This window comes from Leuconostoc suionicum (assembly GCF_001891125.1).
GTDB classification, from domain to species: domain Bacteria; phylum Bacillota; class Bacilli; order Lactobacillales; family Lactobacillaceae; genus Leuconostoc; species Leuconostoc suionicum.
On record NZ_CP015247.1, the window covers coordinates 1266161 to 1281051 of the forward strand.

The following is a 14891-nucleotide window of genomic DNA, read 5'->3' on the forward strand; positions in this document are numbered from 1 at the left end:
TAATTATCACTTACTTTGCAGCAGCAACAATTTCATTGTATTGTTCACGTGTGTAAACAGACACTTGACGCTTTTCGCGACCTTTACGTTCAAACTTAACAACACCGTCTGTCAAAGCAAACAATGTGTCATCGCCACCCTTTTTAACGTTTACGCCTGGATAAATATGCGTACCACGTTGGCGGTAAATGATTGAACCAGCAGTTAAGTCTTGTCCGTCAGCAACCTTAGTTCCTAGACGACGACCAGCTGAGTCACGACCGTTGGCTGAAGATCCGCCACCTTTGTGGTGCGCGAACATCTGCAAGTTTTCTTGATTCATCAACATAAGTCTATTCTCCTTTACAAGTAATGATTACGCGATTGAATCAATCTTCACGCGTGTATATGGTTGGCGGTGGCCTTGCTTAGTATGTGAATGCTTCTTGGCACGGTACTTGAAAGTAATAACTTTCTTTTGCTTGCCTTGCTTTTCCACAGTCCCTTCGACCTTTGCACCTTCAACAAAAGGTGTACCAATCTTTGAATCAGTTAATACAACTTGGTCAAAAGTAACCTTTTCACCTGCTTCTGCATCTAACTTTTCGACGAAGATTGTGTCGCCTTCAGCGACTTGGTATTGTTTGCCGCCAGTTACAATAATTGCGTATGCCATTATTGGTTTCTCCTTATACTTAGACTCACCATCACAGGCGGTCGGGCCCTTGTCCCGAGCATGCTTTGACCTGTTCTGAGTGGTTGTAGCTATGCTAACAACCGTTTAATTATAACAAAAATAGATCATCGAGTCAATGATTTTCAAAAAAGCTCCAAACAATTCAGAAGAATTCAGATGACTATCAAATCAGTTCATTACCATTATTAAAATCGAATAGGTTCAATCCGTTACTGGCAACCGTGTTGGTATTGATTCGCCATAGCTCTGTAAATTCTTTAAACAAGTCAGACTGCGAAATGTTCATATTATCCGCTAACCACTTAGCCATGATGGCCCAAAAGCCAGCATTGATAACTTCCCATTGATATTGTTGCGCCCGTCGTTCTTCGTCATTTAACTCACTGGTACGGGTTGCCATTTGGGTACGCAGCCTACTATATAATGCATCACTAAATGGCTTGTCAATATCATGGTTCAAAACGGCATTATAAAAAGCCGCTTGTTTACTAACCGTATTGATCATGTCGGTTATCTTAAAAGTTTGTTGCGTATGTTCCAGTAGGTCATTAATCAAAGAATCATTAATCTCAGATATAAGATGTTCTTTGTTGCGATAATATTTGTAGAATGTGCCGCGCGTGATATTCGCACGAGCCAATAAGGTTGTGATAGAAAAATCTGGCTGAGTTGATAGTAATAAAATTGTTTCAGTTTGAATAATGTGTTTAGTACGTACAACACGTGCATCAGTTTTATTTGACATAAATTTACTCCTGACTAAAATATTATGGTCATTCCCACTTTATTTGATATATTTTTCAATCGTCAATTTCAGTTAGTAATTATTAACCAATCAGATATTCTATTTATTCACTCTTAATAAATCATAACATATTGAAATTAAATGAAATATTACTTTTCATGTCACTGATAACGACAGCATATTCACTAATTCACTAATCTTTTCCAATAAAAAAGCACCCTAACCAGGCACTCGTTACATAGTTTATTATAATAAACTATTGTATTTAACAGACATGATTATCCCCATCCCCGCCTATGTATGGTGATCCCCCAATAATGAAATGAATAAGGATCTTATGAAATAAAATAGAATATAGAAAAGATCACCGTATGTTTATAATAGCACTATTTCTGAAAAAGGTACAAATTAATATGACAAATATTCTAAAATTACAATTATTTAGGTAAAAAACGTGAGATTTATTTTGAACATTTTTATCCAATATGGTAAAAGTTGTGATTTTCTTCACTTCGTTGTATTATTAAAGCGTACAATAAAAAGGGAGAAGAATATCATGCAAGAAACAAATTTTATAAAGTATCTAAGCTGGATTGCGACCGTCATGGCTGTGCTAATGTATGTTTCGTATATCCCTCAAATAGCAGATAATCTAGCTGGTTCTAAGGCAAATCCCCTGCAACCACTGGTGGCGGCTATCAATTGTACCTTGTGGGTTATCTACGCACTAAAAAAGAATCATCGCGATATACCTGTCGCCTTAGCTAATTTTCCAGGTATAGTATTTGGCCTAATCGCTTTCGTGACTGCCATTTAACTTCTGGACAGCCTATATTGTGATTTTATAAACTTTTTTAAAAGTTGTGTTTATTAAAATCAGGGAAACATTTTTAGAATGTTCCCCTGATTTTGTGTCATTTTATTTGTACCCTTTTTCTTTTTGTAAACAACGCAATAGTTAACCAAGGAAACGGTTATAAGAAAAGTCGTCAAAACTTTAACCCTGTGTATCCTCAATGACTATGTTAAATAATTGATACAACGAAATACAAACAAAAGGTCCAACCTGTGAATCCAAAATGGATATACAGGTTGGACCGTGTTTTTTTATTGTTTAGCCTAAATATATTTCATATCTTAGACATCTGTTTATGTTTCTTTCTCAAAATAAAGTAATAGCTTAAATTTGACACTGAGTAAAGTTCCCAAACCCACCAATATGAATGTTCTTTCACTCTCAAAAAAATAAATAAATCTTTTGCGATTTCAGCTAACCATTCTGACTGAATTTCGTCTAATTCTATTTCATGATAAATAACTGACAAAAAAACTTGTACAATAAAAATCATGATCCATCCTATCAAGTAGCTTTTACCACCCTTAGAATAAAGTTCTTTTGTGTAAACTGATTGCTCCACACTACCCACTCGAACATAATAATTGGTGATTGTATTTTTCTGTTTAATTTCAAAATCAGTTGTTTGATACCAACCTATCAAAAAGCTAATAACAGCTCCAAAAATTAGGAGTAGTACATCTTGTCCATTTTCTAACTGAACTGCTGTTATGAATTGAACCGTAGCAAATAGCGGGATCGTCAAATATCTTATTTTAGAAATTTTTTCAAATTCGAACTGCTTTTTTATAAAATAAACAGTCACTATTACCGATATAATCACAATATCAATTTTCATAAATGTACTCTTTTCGAAATAAATTAAGCAGGTGAAATCCTATTTTCTATCATCACGCATATGTTATGACATGATAATATGACTATTATATGCGATATCCTAATGCTACCATTCTCCCAGAAGGAAAACTGTGAATGTTGAATCACTAAAAGATATCGTACTAATAATAACATTTTTGATAAACGATTAGTATTCTATTTTATCAAACAAAAAACACCTATCAGGGTGCAACTATCAACTATTAGTTGACTGTTCACTATATTGTAGACAATTAGTTAATTGCCACTATATACGATAAAGAAAGGCAAATGCCCTTTCTCCTTGTTTGTGAGTAATCGCAGTGGTTTCACATGAATTTTTCAAGACTTCATTCCAGTGCTCCCCACAAAACAAAATTTGCTCCGCACGCCCATCAAAGACTATATCATCCCCCAAAAAAAGATAGATATTCCAACCTAACGTATTTTTACAATACGCCGTGACTTTTTCTGAAGCTTGTATAACGGTGCTTTTAATAGATGAGCAATAACTCTGTTTATTTCGTTAACTTTATCTTTACTCCAAACAAAAAGCCCAACCTATTTAAACAGTTGAACCTTTAGAATATTTGACTTATTTCTGAGTAGCTTTACGCAGAAATGCAAAGTACTCATAAAGAGCTAATGCTACTAGCATGACCATCGCAATGTAGATTGAACTAGATACTGCTGTGACAGCCACCACCGTCAACCCAATCGCTGAAGTCGTGAAAATTAACGAAAACTTTTGAAGTTTAGTCAACTTGTCTGTGTCACCTTGAAATGACACAGAAGTCATAATAACACCAACTAGTATCATTAATCCAAAGAAAATATGTAATGCGATCATAATTATTTCTCCTTTTTTAATTATTATATACTAAAAAATTATAATGCATGCACCTGTTTCACTCATTTTCTCCAATAAAAAATTTTATCTCACATATGTAAAACCGGTCAAAATCAATTAGTTTTGTTTTTAAACCAAAGTGAACGTCTGTTCCTCTAAATTTATTTGTTAGCGAAGGCCTTTTAACACTCTAAGCTATTTTCATTTTTAAAAAGGATTGCCACATTGTACACATAAAATAAAGTTCTATAAAGCAGTACCGTGAACTAGATGATATTTGTTTATGTAAATACCCGTGTTTTACCGATTAAATTAACAAAAATCATTAAGAAAAATAAAATAATAATTGTTTTCATATTCAATACCTCGTAAATCACTTTAACCAATATTTCTAATATAAATTCCAACATATATTTTCTTACTATTTTTTCAATTCGTGGACTTGCACCACTAATTCAGGTAATAAGTCATTATAGCACATTTTTATAATATAATATTTTCATGTGTAAAGAGAAATTATTTTCGCATATTTAAAATTCTGTACGATAGACAAAGCAGTCAAATAAATACTACTCATATTATGATAGATTTATTTAAAATTGTAAGCTTTTCTTCAATTGCTTGAATACTTTTATAAAAAAATTTTTGCTGCACATAATCTATACTTCCAAACAAGAATTATCTCTTCACCGGAAAAATTTTTTTAGGAATCTAGTAATCACATCAAAAGAATTTAAATTCATCAAAGCCATTATAGATCCACTATGTGTTGATTCATTAATCAAAAAAGCGCAAAAATTAAAAATACGATTTATAAAGGTTTAAGAAGAATTACAATATTACTTGTCAATTCCTACATAGCAACACTTAAGCAAACAAAAACCGTCCTATCAACATTCGTGATAAAACGGTGTAAATGCGCTGAGGGGGATTCGAACCCTCGACCTGCCGGGTAGAAACCGGCTGCTCTATCCAGCTGAGCTACCAGCGCGTACTACAATATAATAACATTTTATTACGTTTCATGAAAGTATTTTTTTTAATCTTAAATTGATTTATACTAACAGTAGATAACATTGGGAGAATACCACATGAGAAAAGCATTTATTGCCTTGGGTGTCGTGATTGCAGCGCTGCTCATCGCCTTTATAACTTTTAACCAACAGCCAAAGTACGCAGATGTTTCTATGCCAAAAGCTGATTATACTCATTTACAAGAATCGCGTACCAATATAAAAAAATTGATTGACGATTTAAGTAAATTTAATTACAAAAAAAGCAGCACAATGACGGCAATTGAAAAAGATGCTAAAATTATTGCTAACGAAAACAGTAAAGATCTAAGTAGCTCTGATGCGCAGACGCTTCGTGATGCCTTATATGGGCAAAATGGCATTGTCACAATCGTTAAAGCCGCACAAACTGGTAAATATAACATTGACGCTAGTGTTGCATCGCGCTTCCATACCGGATTTGATTCAATCATTACCATGTCTGTCAACGCAATCAATAAAAGCTCTGCTCAGCGCGCAAACATTGTTACTCAGATGAAAAAAGACTTAAATATTGAAGAAGCCATATACCAAATTGGCGCCAAGCATGAAGAATAAAAAGCGACTCTAGCTAATCGCTTTTTTATTTTTGCTCTTTTCACAATAAAAGAACCTTGTCTCAAAATAACTCCTATTTCCTTGAACAAATTGACCACATTTAACTATTTATTATCCTACTATCTCATGTTAAAATGGTTACCTATTATTTTTTATCCCAAAACTAGGAGTAATAATATGATGAATGTCCGCACGGTGAAGTTAGCAGACGCACCAACATTATTGAATATCTACAAACCATATGTCGAAAAAACAACCTCTACTTTCGAGTATAATGTTCCTACTATTCAAGATTTTGAAGACCGAATCGCCAATACGCTTGAGAAATACCCTTATATCGTTATAGAAGAAGATAACACGATTTTAGGCTATGCATATGCTCATGAGTTTAATAGCCGTGGCGCGTACAAATGGACCGTTGAAATTAGCGTATATGTTTCCCAAGAAGCTCGTAGTCGCGGAATAGGTAAAATACTCTATTCCGAAATTGAAAATATATTAAAAAAGCAAAATGTTGTTCATATTATCGCTTGCATTACTGAAGAAAATGAAACAAGTAAGAAATTCCATGAACGAATGGGCTATGAAAATGTTGGCCTGTTTAAAAAAATAGGTTTCAAATCTGGAAAATGGCTAGATAACTTTTGGATGCAAAAAACACTCTGTCCTGCTGATGAACCGAAAGAGTTTGTGCCTTTTAGTTCATTATAATTAACCGTACTAATTCAAATCCTTAACATAAACATGATAAATCATTTGCAACACGTGGTATTATAATAGTTATATTTAATTCGGGAGTATAGCTATGGAAAATAAACGTCTAGGAATTATTTCGGGCTTCTCTGCATACCTTCTGTGGGGTATGCTTGGTGTGTTCTGGGAACTATTAAGTGTTGTCCCAGCAATGGATACCTTAGCCTATCGGATTGTTTGGTCGCTTGTAACCATTAGTGTGGTGTTAACCTTTCAAAAAAGTTGGAAAGAAGTCTGGCACGTCATTATTGAATTAATCCAAAATCACAAATTGGGTTTGATTATATTAAGTGCCTTCCTAATCTCAATTAACTGGTTTTTATATATTGATATGGTAACTCATGAGCAAGCCACTGAGGCAAGCCTTTCTTATTATATAATGCCACTAATGAATGTAGTTGTCGCAGTTATTTTCTTACATGAAAAACTATCAAGATCCAAAATCGTCGCCCTAATACTTGTCATTATTGGCGTTATCATCCTAACTATTCAAACTGGATCACTGCCTTTAAATACACTACTAATGGCGGCTGCATTTTGTTTCTATGGCTTGATCAAAAAACAAGTACCCTTGCCAGCTACAATTTCATTAACACTGGAAACCCTCTTCGTTGCACCTATTGCTTTAGTTTATCTGTTCTTATCTCCACATGTGATGATACAAAATGGGCCTAAAATTACGATTCTATTGATTATGAGTGGTATCTTAACGGTTATCCCCTTACTCTTATTCGCTGTTGCCAATAAAAATACTGACTTTATCACGTTGAGTTTTATTCAATATCTTAATCCAACTATTCAATTGCTTATGGCCATTTTTGTTTTGCATGAAGCCTTTAACTGGCATAAGGTTATTGTGTTTGCTTTTATTTGGACTGGCATACTCGTATTTGTTATTGGTAGTTTGAATAGCTATCATAAATTGAAAAAAACAGTTTCATAATAAAAAACATCCAATAGCATATCGCTTGGATGTTTTTTATTTTCTACATGTCGCTTTACTTATAACAAGTGACAGTCAACTTCACATACTATTCTCCTGCGGTCATCTTTATTCCAATAATTGCAATAATTAGTAGAACGACAAAGAACCATGTAGCATTTGAAAATTTATCGTGAAAAAGTACAACACCTACGATAACTGACCCCACAGCCCCAATACCTGTCCATATTGGGTAGGCAAGACTAAAAGAGAGATGCTTCACAGCTTGTAATAGGCAAAGCATACTTGTAATTAAGCCTAAAATTGTTACCGTTGCCCAACCCACTTTAGAAAAACCATCACTTAACTTCATAGCAGTTGACCATAATATTTCCGAAATACCCGCAAACAACAAAAAGATCCAAGACATAGTTATCCTCCAAAATTAAAGTAGTTAATAATCTAATTAGTTCAATATTTTTTAAACAATGGTAACAGCTTAGTCAATTTTTTATTTTTTAATACAATTAAAGTCAACAATGCAAGGGCACTTATCCAAAATGAAATTATTTGAACCGGCGTCTTTACATATTTCACATCAATTTTACTAATACCTTTTTCTATAGAAACAACGATGGCATTGTTTTTATTATATTTTGCAGGCATTCTTTCCCCATTCACGTATACTGTAAATCCAGGATAAAAGATATTTGGCAAGACGACATCAGTATACTTTTGTGCTGAATTAATTCGATAATGTATACTGTCGTATCCTGTTGTCCAATGTGTTTGTTGTATCTCTTTCTTTGGATTCATCAACGGAATAGAATGTTGTTCTAACTTATCTTTGATTTTGAATGCATTATGTGGCAAATAATCATATACATAATTATTTAGTGTGGCATTTTGAAAATCATCCCAAGAAACTATGTTAACAGCATTGCCATTTGGGTTTCGCTTAATACTAAAATTAAGACTAGTTACTGAGAGCAATCCTATAGAACAGAATAGCGTTACCAACAAGTAGCGACTCTTTCTATTTTCAACGATATTAGCAATGGCAATCGCCCCAAGAAAAGCTAAAATAAAAGTTGCAGCATAAAGAAATCTGCCAACGAATTGTATGAATCCTAAATATTTATCAAAAATTGGCCAAGGAAAGATATTAGTTACAAGTATTAAATTAATCAACAAAACTACTGATAAGTATTTTAGTGCAGGATGAAACTTGTTCCAGCCACTAATAACAAAGAGTACAACGATTAGGCCTGATAAACCTAAGCTGTACGAAGCCAACTTGTCTGTCAAAAATACACTCGTTGTAGGTAAAACAGTATTTGACAACAATAGTTTATTGACAGAAATATTTTTAACAAACAACAAATTTTGTAGAAGTGGTGCTAAGAAAAACGCTGAAAGTAGCGCTGAAAGCATTCCTGCATAAATCAACTTTAATATACGCGTTAATTTGATATTCTTAGCTTCTTTAACAGTAAATGTCATTGCGAATGAAAAGACCATCATCAAAACAACAACTACCGCATCAGGTAAATCACATAAAATGAGTCCCGCAACCCCTAAAGACATTATCCACCATTTTTTATGATCTTTTAATGCAATCTGATACATTCCATAAAAAGCAATTGGCATAAAAATAAAAATAAAAGATCCACCAAAACTACGATAAAACAATGTTATAGAAATCGTAAAATGACCAAATCCATATAACGCACTACTTAATAGAGCAATGATTCGACTTTTTGTTATTTTTAAAGTACAAATATACATTGACATAAATGTTGAAAAGAAGATTAAAGCAATAAATGCCAAATAACCACCGTACGCATTACCAAAAGCTATATGCAATAGTACCTCTGGAAGCATAGTTATCAATGGATAAAAAAGATTTTGTGGATATCCAAATGATCCAAAAGTTTTAGTCATTACACTGGGAATTGCTTGATCCAAATGGCCTTGACTTAAATTCAAATAACTTTCTGCAACACGAGCCATATGGAAACGCCCATCCCATCCCTCTTGATGGATATAGGCTGGCCCATGCAAATAAGGTAAAATAATCAAACAACTGAATAACGCAAAAAGTAAGCAAACACTTATGTTTAAGTGCTTACCAATCATATACTTAACTTTATTTATCATACTATTCTACTTTCCCCCAAAAAGAGCGAAACAACCTTCATTAACATCTCTGAAATAAGAAACACGCTCCTATGTATCATAACAGAAGTAATAGTGTTTTTAAAGCAAAATTTTCTATAATAATCTCTGAAATGAACTTTCTACCATGATTTGCACCTAATTTTTCTAACATTAGAAAAATGGAGGTAATTTGCTACTTATCACTGTTCGATTTTCAGAAATAGCACCTCTCTATCAAATGCTTGGTAAGCATTTAATATTTTTTAAATCTAGTTATGTTTTTATATAGAATACCCCATATACCATATTTATGATATCCTTTAATTACTAGCGCCAAAATGATACTGATTTTAAAAAAGGACAGAATTTCATGGATTGGAAAAATTATTCTTTGCAAACTCAAAATGCCGACTGGGCATTTTTGGATGAAATGTTAAGACGATCAAAAAGTAAAAAATTTGAGTTATCAGATTTTTTTGAAAATTATCAACACAAAAGATATGTCCTCGAAAATTGGAGTCATAATCATTTACACAAACAAGTATTTTTTTCAAATTTTGATGAAATTATTCGGATTGAATAATTTTAAAATCGAAAACCTACATAAACATCTTTGCAATTTAGGTTAAGAAAACAACAAATGGCTCCAACTGTGCTGTTTTCTAACGCTGTATTAAGTTGCGAAAATAAAAAACGTTGATATACCAACGTTTTTGTACATATAAGAACATGAGATAACGCATAAGAAAGGAGCTAGCGGGATTTGAACCCGCACACCGCGAAATGCGGCTCGACGGATTTCGAGTCCGTTGCAGTACCGGATTGTGCCATAGCTCCATAACTAAGAACCTAAGCAGGTTCTTGATCATTTTAAAATGAATGTTAGTTTGTTGATGCCTTACGACGCTTTGCTGCCTTCTCACGTTCAGCTGTGTTCAAGATAGCTTTACGGATACGTACGTTTTCAGGAGTTACTTCAACATATTCATCATCATTCAAGAATTCCAAAGAGGCTTCCAAATTCATGATACGTGGTGTCTTAATTGAAGCAGTTTGGTCCTTGTTTGATGAACGAACGTTTGATTGTGGCTTCAATTTTGTAACGTTGACAGAGATATCATTGTCACGCGCATTCATTCCAACAATCATTCCTTCATAAACTTCAACACCAGCGCCAACGAACATTTGTCCACGATCTTCAACACCCATGATTGCATAGTTTGAAGTTGTTCCTTGGTTAATAGAAACCAAAGCTCCATTACGACGTCCTGGTTCCCAGTTACGAACAACTGGACGGTATTCAGCATACGTATGATTAAAGATACCATATCCGCGTGTAGCTGACATAAATTCAGTTGAGTAACCAATTAAGCCACGTGAAGGTGCCATATAAGTCAAACGTGTTTGTCCGTTACCAACAGACTCCATGTTGACCATTTCACCCTTACGTTGGTTCAATGAATCAATAACTGTTGATGAATATTCATCAGGTGTATCGATTTGAACTGATTCATATGGCTCTGATTGAACACCATCAATTTCACGGTAAATAACCTGTGGACGAGAAGCTTGCAACTCAAAGCCTTCACGACGCATTGTTTCGATCAAAATTGACAAGTGCAATTCACCACGACCAGATACTAACCAAGCTCCTGCTTGATCTGTGTCTTCAACACGTAATGACACATCAGTGTGTAATTCACGACGCAAACGGTCTTCAATTTGACGCGCAGTAACAAACTTACCTTCCTTACCAGCAAATGGACTGTCATTTTGACGGAATGTCATTTGCAAAGTAGGTTCGTCGATACGTAAAATTGGTAGTGCATCCGGATGAGCAGGATCTGCAACTGTTTCACCAACAGAGATATCTTCCATACCAGAAACAGCAATCAAATCACCAGCCTTAGCTTCTTGGATATCTACTTGGTCTAACCCGATGAAACCAGCAAGCTTAGTTACACGGAAACTTTGTGTTGAACCATCCAACTTCAAAACTTCAACGTTGTCACCAATTTTAATTGTTCCGCGCTTAACACGGCCGATACCGATACGACCAACGAAATCATTATAATCCAACATTGCCACTTGGAATTGTAATGGTTCATCTGAGTTATCAACTGGTGAAGGAATTGTATTAAAGACAGCATCAAAAATTGGCTTCATTGTATGTTCTTGATCGTCAACATTTGGTGACAATGAAGATGTACCGTTCATCGCTGAAGCAAAGATAACTGGGAAATCCAAATCTTCTTCATCGGCACCTAATTCGATAAACAAATCCAATACTTCGTCAACAACTTCTTCAGGACGTGCACCAGGACGGTCCACTTTATTAACGATAACGATTGGTGTCAAATGTTGTTCGAAAGCTTTTTTCAACACAAAACGAGTTTGTGGCATTGTACCTTCAAAAGCATCAACGACCAACAAAACACCATCAACCATACCCATGATACGTTCAACTTCACCACCGAAGTCCGCGTGTCCAGGTGTATCCAAAATGTTAATTTGCTTGTCTCCAACCTTAACGGCTGTGTTTTTTGACAAGATAGTGATACCACGTTCTTTTTCAATATCGTTGGTATCCATTGCACGATCACCCAATTCCTTGCGTGAATCCAATGTGTCTGATTGCTTCAAAAGTTCGTTAACCAGCGTCGTCTTCCCGTGATCGACGTGGGCAATGATAGCGATGTTACGAATGTCTTCGCGATTTGCCAATTTTCTAGTACTCCTTTAATTTAAATGCTGCCACATACAAAAGCTAGGGACACTTCGTTCCCTAGCTTCTATGCAACGCCAAAATATCGCGATGCGCTCGATTCGTAGCAACTAATACTATGTTAGATGATAACATATCTAGCTGCTTTCCGTCAATATCTGAAACAATTAATCCTAATGTTTTTGCTAAAACTTGACCAGCAGCAAAATCCCATGACATCATTTTTGAAGAATATCCAACGGCCTGCCCACGTAAGACACGAATGAAAGACGGACCCGCAGCGCCAATAACTCGGTATCCTAGGGCACTTTTAGCAATCTCGTCATATCCAAACATTCCATAAAGCAAGCGCGCACCACTCAATAAAACAATTCCTTGATTAAGCGCATCATTTTCTGGCGGATATAACCGTAATTGATTAGCAAACACACCCATTTGAGGGCCACCATGATAAACAATATTATTTACCACATCCATAATCCATCCCAAAATAGGTTGGTTATCAATGTAAAGCGCTATCATAATAGCAAAGTCATCGTGCTGTTTATAAAAATTCATGGTGCCATCAATTGGATCGACAAACCACACATGCCCAGCCATACTAATTGGTTTATCACCGAATCCCTCTTCACTCACAATTTGTGCATCTGGATCAAATTTTCGAATGTACTTGTTGATTGTTTGCTCATTGCTTTTATCAACATTTGTAACTAAATCACGTGCATCGTGTTTCGTAGCGACATCTAAATGCTGATTCATTGCCGCCATTGTAGCTTTTTGCAATTCATCAAGCCACATTAATACAGTTTGGTCAATTTCTTGAATTTCAAATGGGCTTAATGTGCTCATAAGCGTACTCTGTCTTTCGTCGAATTTTGGACAAATTTTATGGTTTTATAAATGCTGTATCCCGTTTGACGTTCAAAATCCCTATCAAATTTTTTCTGCTCGCTTTTGGCAGGCATTATTTTTCTGTATGCATCGTAATTTTTTAATACCTCTTCACGAGAAGATCCTTTTTCATAAACACCTAACACACTGTTTATAAAATTTGTCACAATAATAATATCTTGGGTTGTCCAATCACCATCGATTGGTAATACATAATTTTCATTCATAATTTTATTTTAACATGTTATAACGTTTGATATACTAGATTATGAGGTAAAAAAAAATGACAATCAGATTTACTATGGATAAAATTACACGGGACGGAGATCCTGTACTGCGTAAAACAGCTGCGTCCGTTCCTTTTCCTTTGAATGAAGAACACGCACAACTTGCTAAAGATATGATGGAATATTTAGTTGTATCTCAAGATGAGAAACAAAATGAGAAGTATGGTCTACGTCCAGGTGTTGGATTAGCTGCTCCACAAGTAGGCTACTCTTTGAGTATGTCATCAATTTTAATACCTGCACTTGACCCAGAAGACACAACTGACGAACCTTATTTTAAGGGCACAATTTTCAACCCTGTAATTATCTCAGAGTCCGTCAAGCGAGGTGCTTTAAACGTTGGTGAAGGTTGTCTATCAGTTGATGAGGATGTGCCTGGCTTTGTACCTCGCGCTTATCGAATAACAGTGCGCTACCAAGATGAAAATGGTAATAAGCAAACAATTAAATTGCGCGATTATCCTGCCATTGTTTTCCAACATGAAATTGATCACTTACATGGGCACCTATATTATGATCACATTAATATGCAATCGCCTTGGGAAGTTGACGAGGATACAAAATATATTGATTAATTTGGTCAAACTAAAAAGCTCTGCAGATAATCACTGCGGAGCTTTTTGATTACAATTTATCGAAGAAACTCTTTTTCTTAGTTGTACCGTCGGTAGCTTCCTTGAAAGCTTCCAACGCCTTTTTCTGATCTTTATTAAGTCGTGTCGGTACTTCGACAGTCACAATAACAAATTGATCTCCGTGTCCATTGCCGCGCAAACGCGGAGCGCCCTTACCACTCAAGCGGAAACGCTTGCCTGTTTGAGTACCCGCTGGGATTCTCAACTTCACTTCACCGTGAACCGTCTTGACTTGAATTTCGTCACCCAACGCAGCTGTCACAAAGCTTATCTTTTGTTCTAAGTAGACATCTGCGCCATCACGTTCAAATCCATCTTTTGATGGTGATACTTGGAAGACAACGAACAAGTCTCCTTGCGGTCCGCCATTAACACCACTTTCACCTTGTCCACTCAAACGCATTTGTTGCCCAGTTTCAACACCAGCAGGTACAGTGACCTTAATCTCGTGTTGCTTACCATCACCACGGTTAAACTTAATCGTAGTTTCCTTACCAAAAACAGCCTCTTCAAAAGTCAAGTTCATGCGGTACTGTAAATCTTGTCCTTTACGTGGGCGATTTGGGTCAAATCCACCACCAAACATTTGACTGAAGATATCACCCAAATCAGAAAAGTCACTAAATCCACCTTGACCGCCAAAACCGCCTTGACCACCAAAACCACCTTGTGCGCCGTTAGGTCCAAATTGATCATATTGCGCACGCTTTTGTTCATCACCTAGCGTCTCAAAAGCTTCTTGAACTTCTTTATATTTTTCTTCAGCACCAGGTTCATGATTCAAATCCGGATGGTACTTTTTTGATAGCTTACGATAAGCCTTTTTAATTTCATCTTGACTGGCGTTTTTGCTAACGCCGAGACGGTCATAATATTCAGTGTTATTCACGCGCCCGCTCCTTCTAATTTATGTACACAAACCGCAC

At 35.5% G+C, this 14891-nt stretch carries 17 protein-coding genes, 2 tRNA genes and 1 other annotated feature; of the genes, 6 read left to right on the top strand and 13 right to left on the bottom strand.

The window, feature by feature from the left end:
• Window positions 1–10: 10 nt before the first annotated feature.
• From rpmA to A6B45_RS06365, 3 genes are all read right to left on the bottom strand, one after another.
• A complete protein-coding gene (gene rpmA, locus A6B45_RS06355; protein WP_002814840.1) occupies window positions 11–328 on the bottom strand; it encodes a 50S ribosomal protein L27 in 318 nt (105 codons plus the stop codon).
• A gap of 27 nt (window positions 329–355) precedes the next feature.
• The gene (gene rplU / locus A6B45_RS06360; RefSeq protein ID WP_072613839.1) at window positions 356–655 is read right to left on the bottom strand and encodes a 50S ribosomal protein L21; all 300 of its coding nucleotides are present in this window, start codon (window positions 653–655) and stop codon (window positions 356–358) included.
• An 11-nt stretch (window positions 656–666) separates the two neighbouring features.
• Window positions 667–750, bottom strand: a sequence feature (ribosomal protein L21 leader region).
• An 89-nt stretch (window positions 751–839) separates the two neighbouring features.
• On the bottom strand, window positions 840–1421 hold the full coding sequence (locus tag A6B45_RS06365; protein ID WP_072613840.1) for a TetR/AcrR family transcriptional regulator: 582 nt from the start codon (window positions 1419–1421) through the stop codon (window positions 840–842).
• Window positions 1422–1977: 556 nt separating this feature from the next.
• On the opposite strand from A6B45_RS06365, the gene A6B45_RS06370 reads away from it, so the two are divergent.
• A complete protein-coding gene (locus A6B45_RS06370; RefSeq protein ID WP_072613841.1) occupies window positions 1978–2238 on the top strand; it encodes a SemiSWEET family transporter in 261 nt (86 codons plus the stop codon).
• A gap of 313 nt (window positions 2239–2551) precedes the next feature.
• Here A6B45_RS06370 and A6B45_RS06375 read toward each other — a convergent pair whose 3' ends face one another.
• The 3 genes from A6B45_RS06375 to A6B45_RS06385 form a co-directional block, all read right to left on the bottom strand.
• Window positions 2552–3115 carry a hypothetical protein gene (locus A6B45_RS06375; RefSeq protein WP_072613842.1) on the bottom strand — a complete coding sequence of 188 codons (564 nt, stop codon included), beginning with the start codon at window positions 3113–3115 and terminating at the stop codon, window positions 2552–2554.
• A 612-nt stretch (window positions 3116–3727) separates the two neighbouring features.
• Entirely contained in the window at window positions 3728–3982 is a 255-nt protein-coding gene (locus tag A6B45_RS06380; protein WP_072613843.1) for a hypothetical protein, read from the bottom strand.
• 917 nt (window positions 3983–4899) lie between these two features.
• Window positions 4900–4973: transfer RNA gene (locus tag A6B45_RS06385), tRNA-Arg, on the bottom strand.
• A gap of 100 nt (window positions 4974–5073) precedes the next feature.
• Between A6B45_RS06385 and A6B45_RS06390 the strand changes: the two genes are divergently transcribed.
• From A6B45_RS06390 to rarD, 3 genes are all read left to right on the top strand, one after another.
• Window positions 5074–5592 carry a molecular chaperone gene (locus A6B45_RS06390; RefSeq protein ID WP_072613844.1) on the top strand — a complete coding sequence of 173 codons (519 nt, stop codon included), beginning with the start codon at window positions 5074–5076 and terminating at the stop codon, window positions 5590–5592.
• Between the two features lie 177 nt (window positions 5593–5769).
• Entirely contained in the window at window positions 5770–6303 is a 534-nt protein-coding gene (locus tag A6B45_RS06395; protein ID WP_081371174.1) for a GNAT family N-acetyltransferase, read from the top strand.
• Window positions 6304–6397: 94 nt separating this feature from the next.
• The gene (rarD, locus tag A6B45_RS06400; protein WP_072613845.1) at window positions 6398–7288 is read left to right on the top strand and encodes an EamA family transporter RarD; all 891 of its coding nucleotides are present in this window, start codon (window positions 6398–6400) and stop codon (window positions 7286–7288) included.
• Window positions 7289–7376: 88 nt separating this feature from the next.
• Here the strand turns inward: rarD and A6B45_RS06405 are convergent, their stop codons facing one another.
• Window positions 7377–7697 carry a DMT family transporter gene (locus A6B45_RS06405; protein ID WP_072613846.1) on the bottom strand — a complete coding sequence of 107 codons (321 nt, stop codon included), beginning with the start codon at window positions 7695–7697 and terminating at the stop codon, window positions 7377–7379.
• A 41-nt stretch (window positions 7698–7738) separates the two neighbouring features.
• Window positions 7739–9427 (bottom strand): glycosyltransferase family protein, encoded by a 1689-nt coding sequence (locus A6B45_RS06410; RefSeq protein WP_072613847.1) that lies wholly within the window; start codon window positions 9425–9427, stop codon window positions 7739–7741.
• Between the two features lie 370 nt (window positions 9428–9797).
• On the opposite strand from A6B45_RS06410, the gene A6B45_RS06415 reads away from it, so the two are divergent.
• On the top strand, window positions 9798–10010 hold the full coding sequence (locus A6B45_RS06415; protein ID WP_072613848.1) for a hypothetical protein: 213 nt from the start codon (window positions 9798–9800) through the stop codon (window positions 10008–10010).
• Window positions 10011–10175: 165 nt separating this feature from the next.
• Here the strand turns inward: A6B45_RS06415 and A6B45_RS06420 are convergent.
• The 4 genes from A6B45_RS06420 to A6B45_RS06435 form a co-directional block, all read right to left on the bottom strand.
• Window positions 10176–10264: transfer RNA gene (locus tag A6B45_RS06420), tRNA-Ser, on the bottom strand.
• Window positions 10265–10309: 45 nt separating this feature from the next.
• Window positions 10310–12151, bottom strand: coding sequence for a translational GTPase TypA (gene typA, locus A6B45_RS06425; RefSeq protein WP_072613849.1), 1842 nt, complete (start codon window positions 12149–12151; stop codon window positions 10310–10312).
• 61 nt (window positions 12152–12212) lie between these two features.
• Complete coding sequence (locus tag A6B45_RS06430) at window positions 12213–13001, bottom strand: inositol monophosphatase family protein (protein ID WP_072613850.1); 789 nt, start codon at window positions 12999–13001, stop codon at window positions 12213–12215.
• Window positions 12998–13270, bottom strand: a complete 273-nt coding sequence (locus A6B45_RS06435) for a UPF0223 family protein (RefSeq protein WP_072613851.1) — start codon at window positions 13268–13270, stop codon at window positions 12998–13000. Before A6B45_RS06435 ends, A6B45_RS06430 begins: the two co-directional genes overlap by 4 nt.
• A 56-nt stretch (window positions 13271–13326) precedes the next feature.
• Between A6B45_RS06435 and def the strand changes: the two genes are divergently transcribed.
• Entirely contained in the window at window positions 13327–13905 is a 579-nt protein-coding gene (def, locus tag A6B45_RS06440; RefSeq protein ID WP_072613852.1) for a peptide deformylase, read from the top strand.
• Between the two features lie 49 nt (window positions 13906–13954).
• Here def and A6B45_RS06445 read toward each other — a convergent pair whose 3' ends face one another.
• Window positions 13955–14854, bottom strand: coding sequence for a DnaJ C-terminal domain-containing protein (locus A6B45_RS06445; protein ID WP_072613853.1), 900 nt, complete (start codon window positions 14852–14854; stop codon window positions 13955–13957).
• Window positions 14855–14891: the final 37 nt, after the last annotated feature.

Coding starts and splice junctions, on each gene's coding strand:
- A6B45_RS06430 (WP_072613850.1), bottom strand. CDS start 13,001: ATGAGCACATTAAGCCCATTTGAAATTCAAGAAATTGACCAAACTGTA.
- A6B45_RS06390 (WP_072613844.1), top strand. CDS start 5,074: ATGAGAAAAGCATTTATTGCCTTGGGTGTCGTGATTGCAGCGCTGCTC.
- A6B45_RS06365 (WP_072613840.1), bottom strand. CDS start 1,421: ATGTCAAATAAAACTGATGCACGTGTTGTACGTACTAAACACATTATT.
- A6B45_RS06405 (WP_072613846.1), bottom strand. CDS start 7,697: ATGTCTTGGATCTTTTTGTTGTTTGCGGGTATTTCGGAAATATTATGG.
- def (WP_072613852.1), top strand. CDS start 13,327: ATGACAATCAGATTTACTATGGATAAAATTACACGGGACGGAGATCCT.
- rplU (WP_072613839.1), bottom strand. CDS start 655: ATGGCATACGCAATTATTGTAACTGGCGGCAAACAATACCAAGTCGCT.
- A6B45_RS06370 (WP_072613841.1), top strand. CDS start 1,978: ATGCAAGAAACAAATTTTATAAAGTATCTAAGCTGGATTGCGACCGTC.
- A6B45_RS06375 (WP_072613842.1), bottom strand. CDS start 3,115: ATGAAAATTGATATTGTGATTATATCGGTAATAGTGACTGTTTATTTT.
- rpmA (WP_002814840.1), bottom strand. CDS start 328: ATGTTGATGAATCAAGAAAACTTGCAGATGTTCGCGCACCACAAAGGT.
- A6B45_RS06415 (WP_072613848.1), top strand. CDS start 9,798: ATGGATTGGAAAAATTATTCTTTGCAAACTCAAAATGCCGACTGGGCA.
- A6B45_RS06380 (WP_072613843.1), bottom strand. CDS start 3,982: ATGATCGCATTACATATTTTCTTTGGATTAATGATACTAGTTGGTGTT.
- A6B45_RS06410 (WP_072613847.1), bottom strand. CDS start 9,427: ATGATAAATAAAGTTAAGTATATGATTGGTAAGCACTTAAACATAAGT.
- A6B45_RS06395 (WP_081371174.1), top strand. CDS start 5,770: ATGATGAATGTCCGCACGGTGAAGTTAGCAGACGCACCAACATTATTG.
- A6B45_RS06435 (WP_072613851.1), bottom strand. CDS start 13,270: ATGAATGAAAATTATGTATTACCAATCGATGGTGATTGGACAACCCAA.
- rarD (WP_072613845.1), top strand. CDS start 6,398: ATGGAAAATAAACGTCTAGGAATTATTTCGGGCTTCTCTGCATACCTT.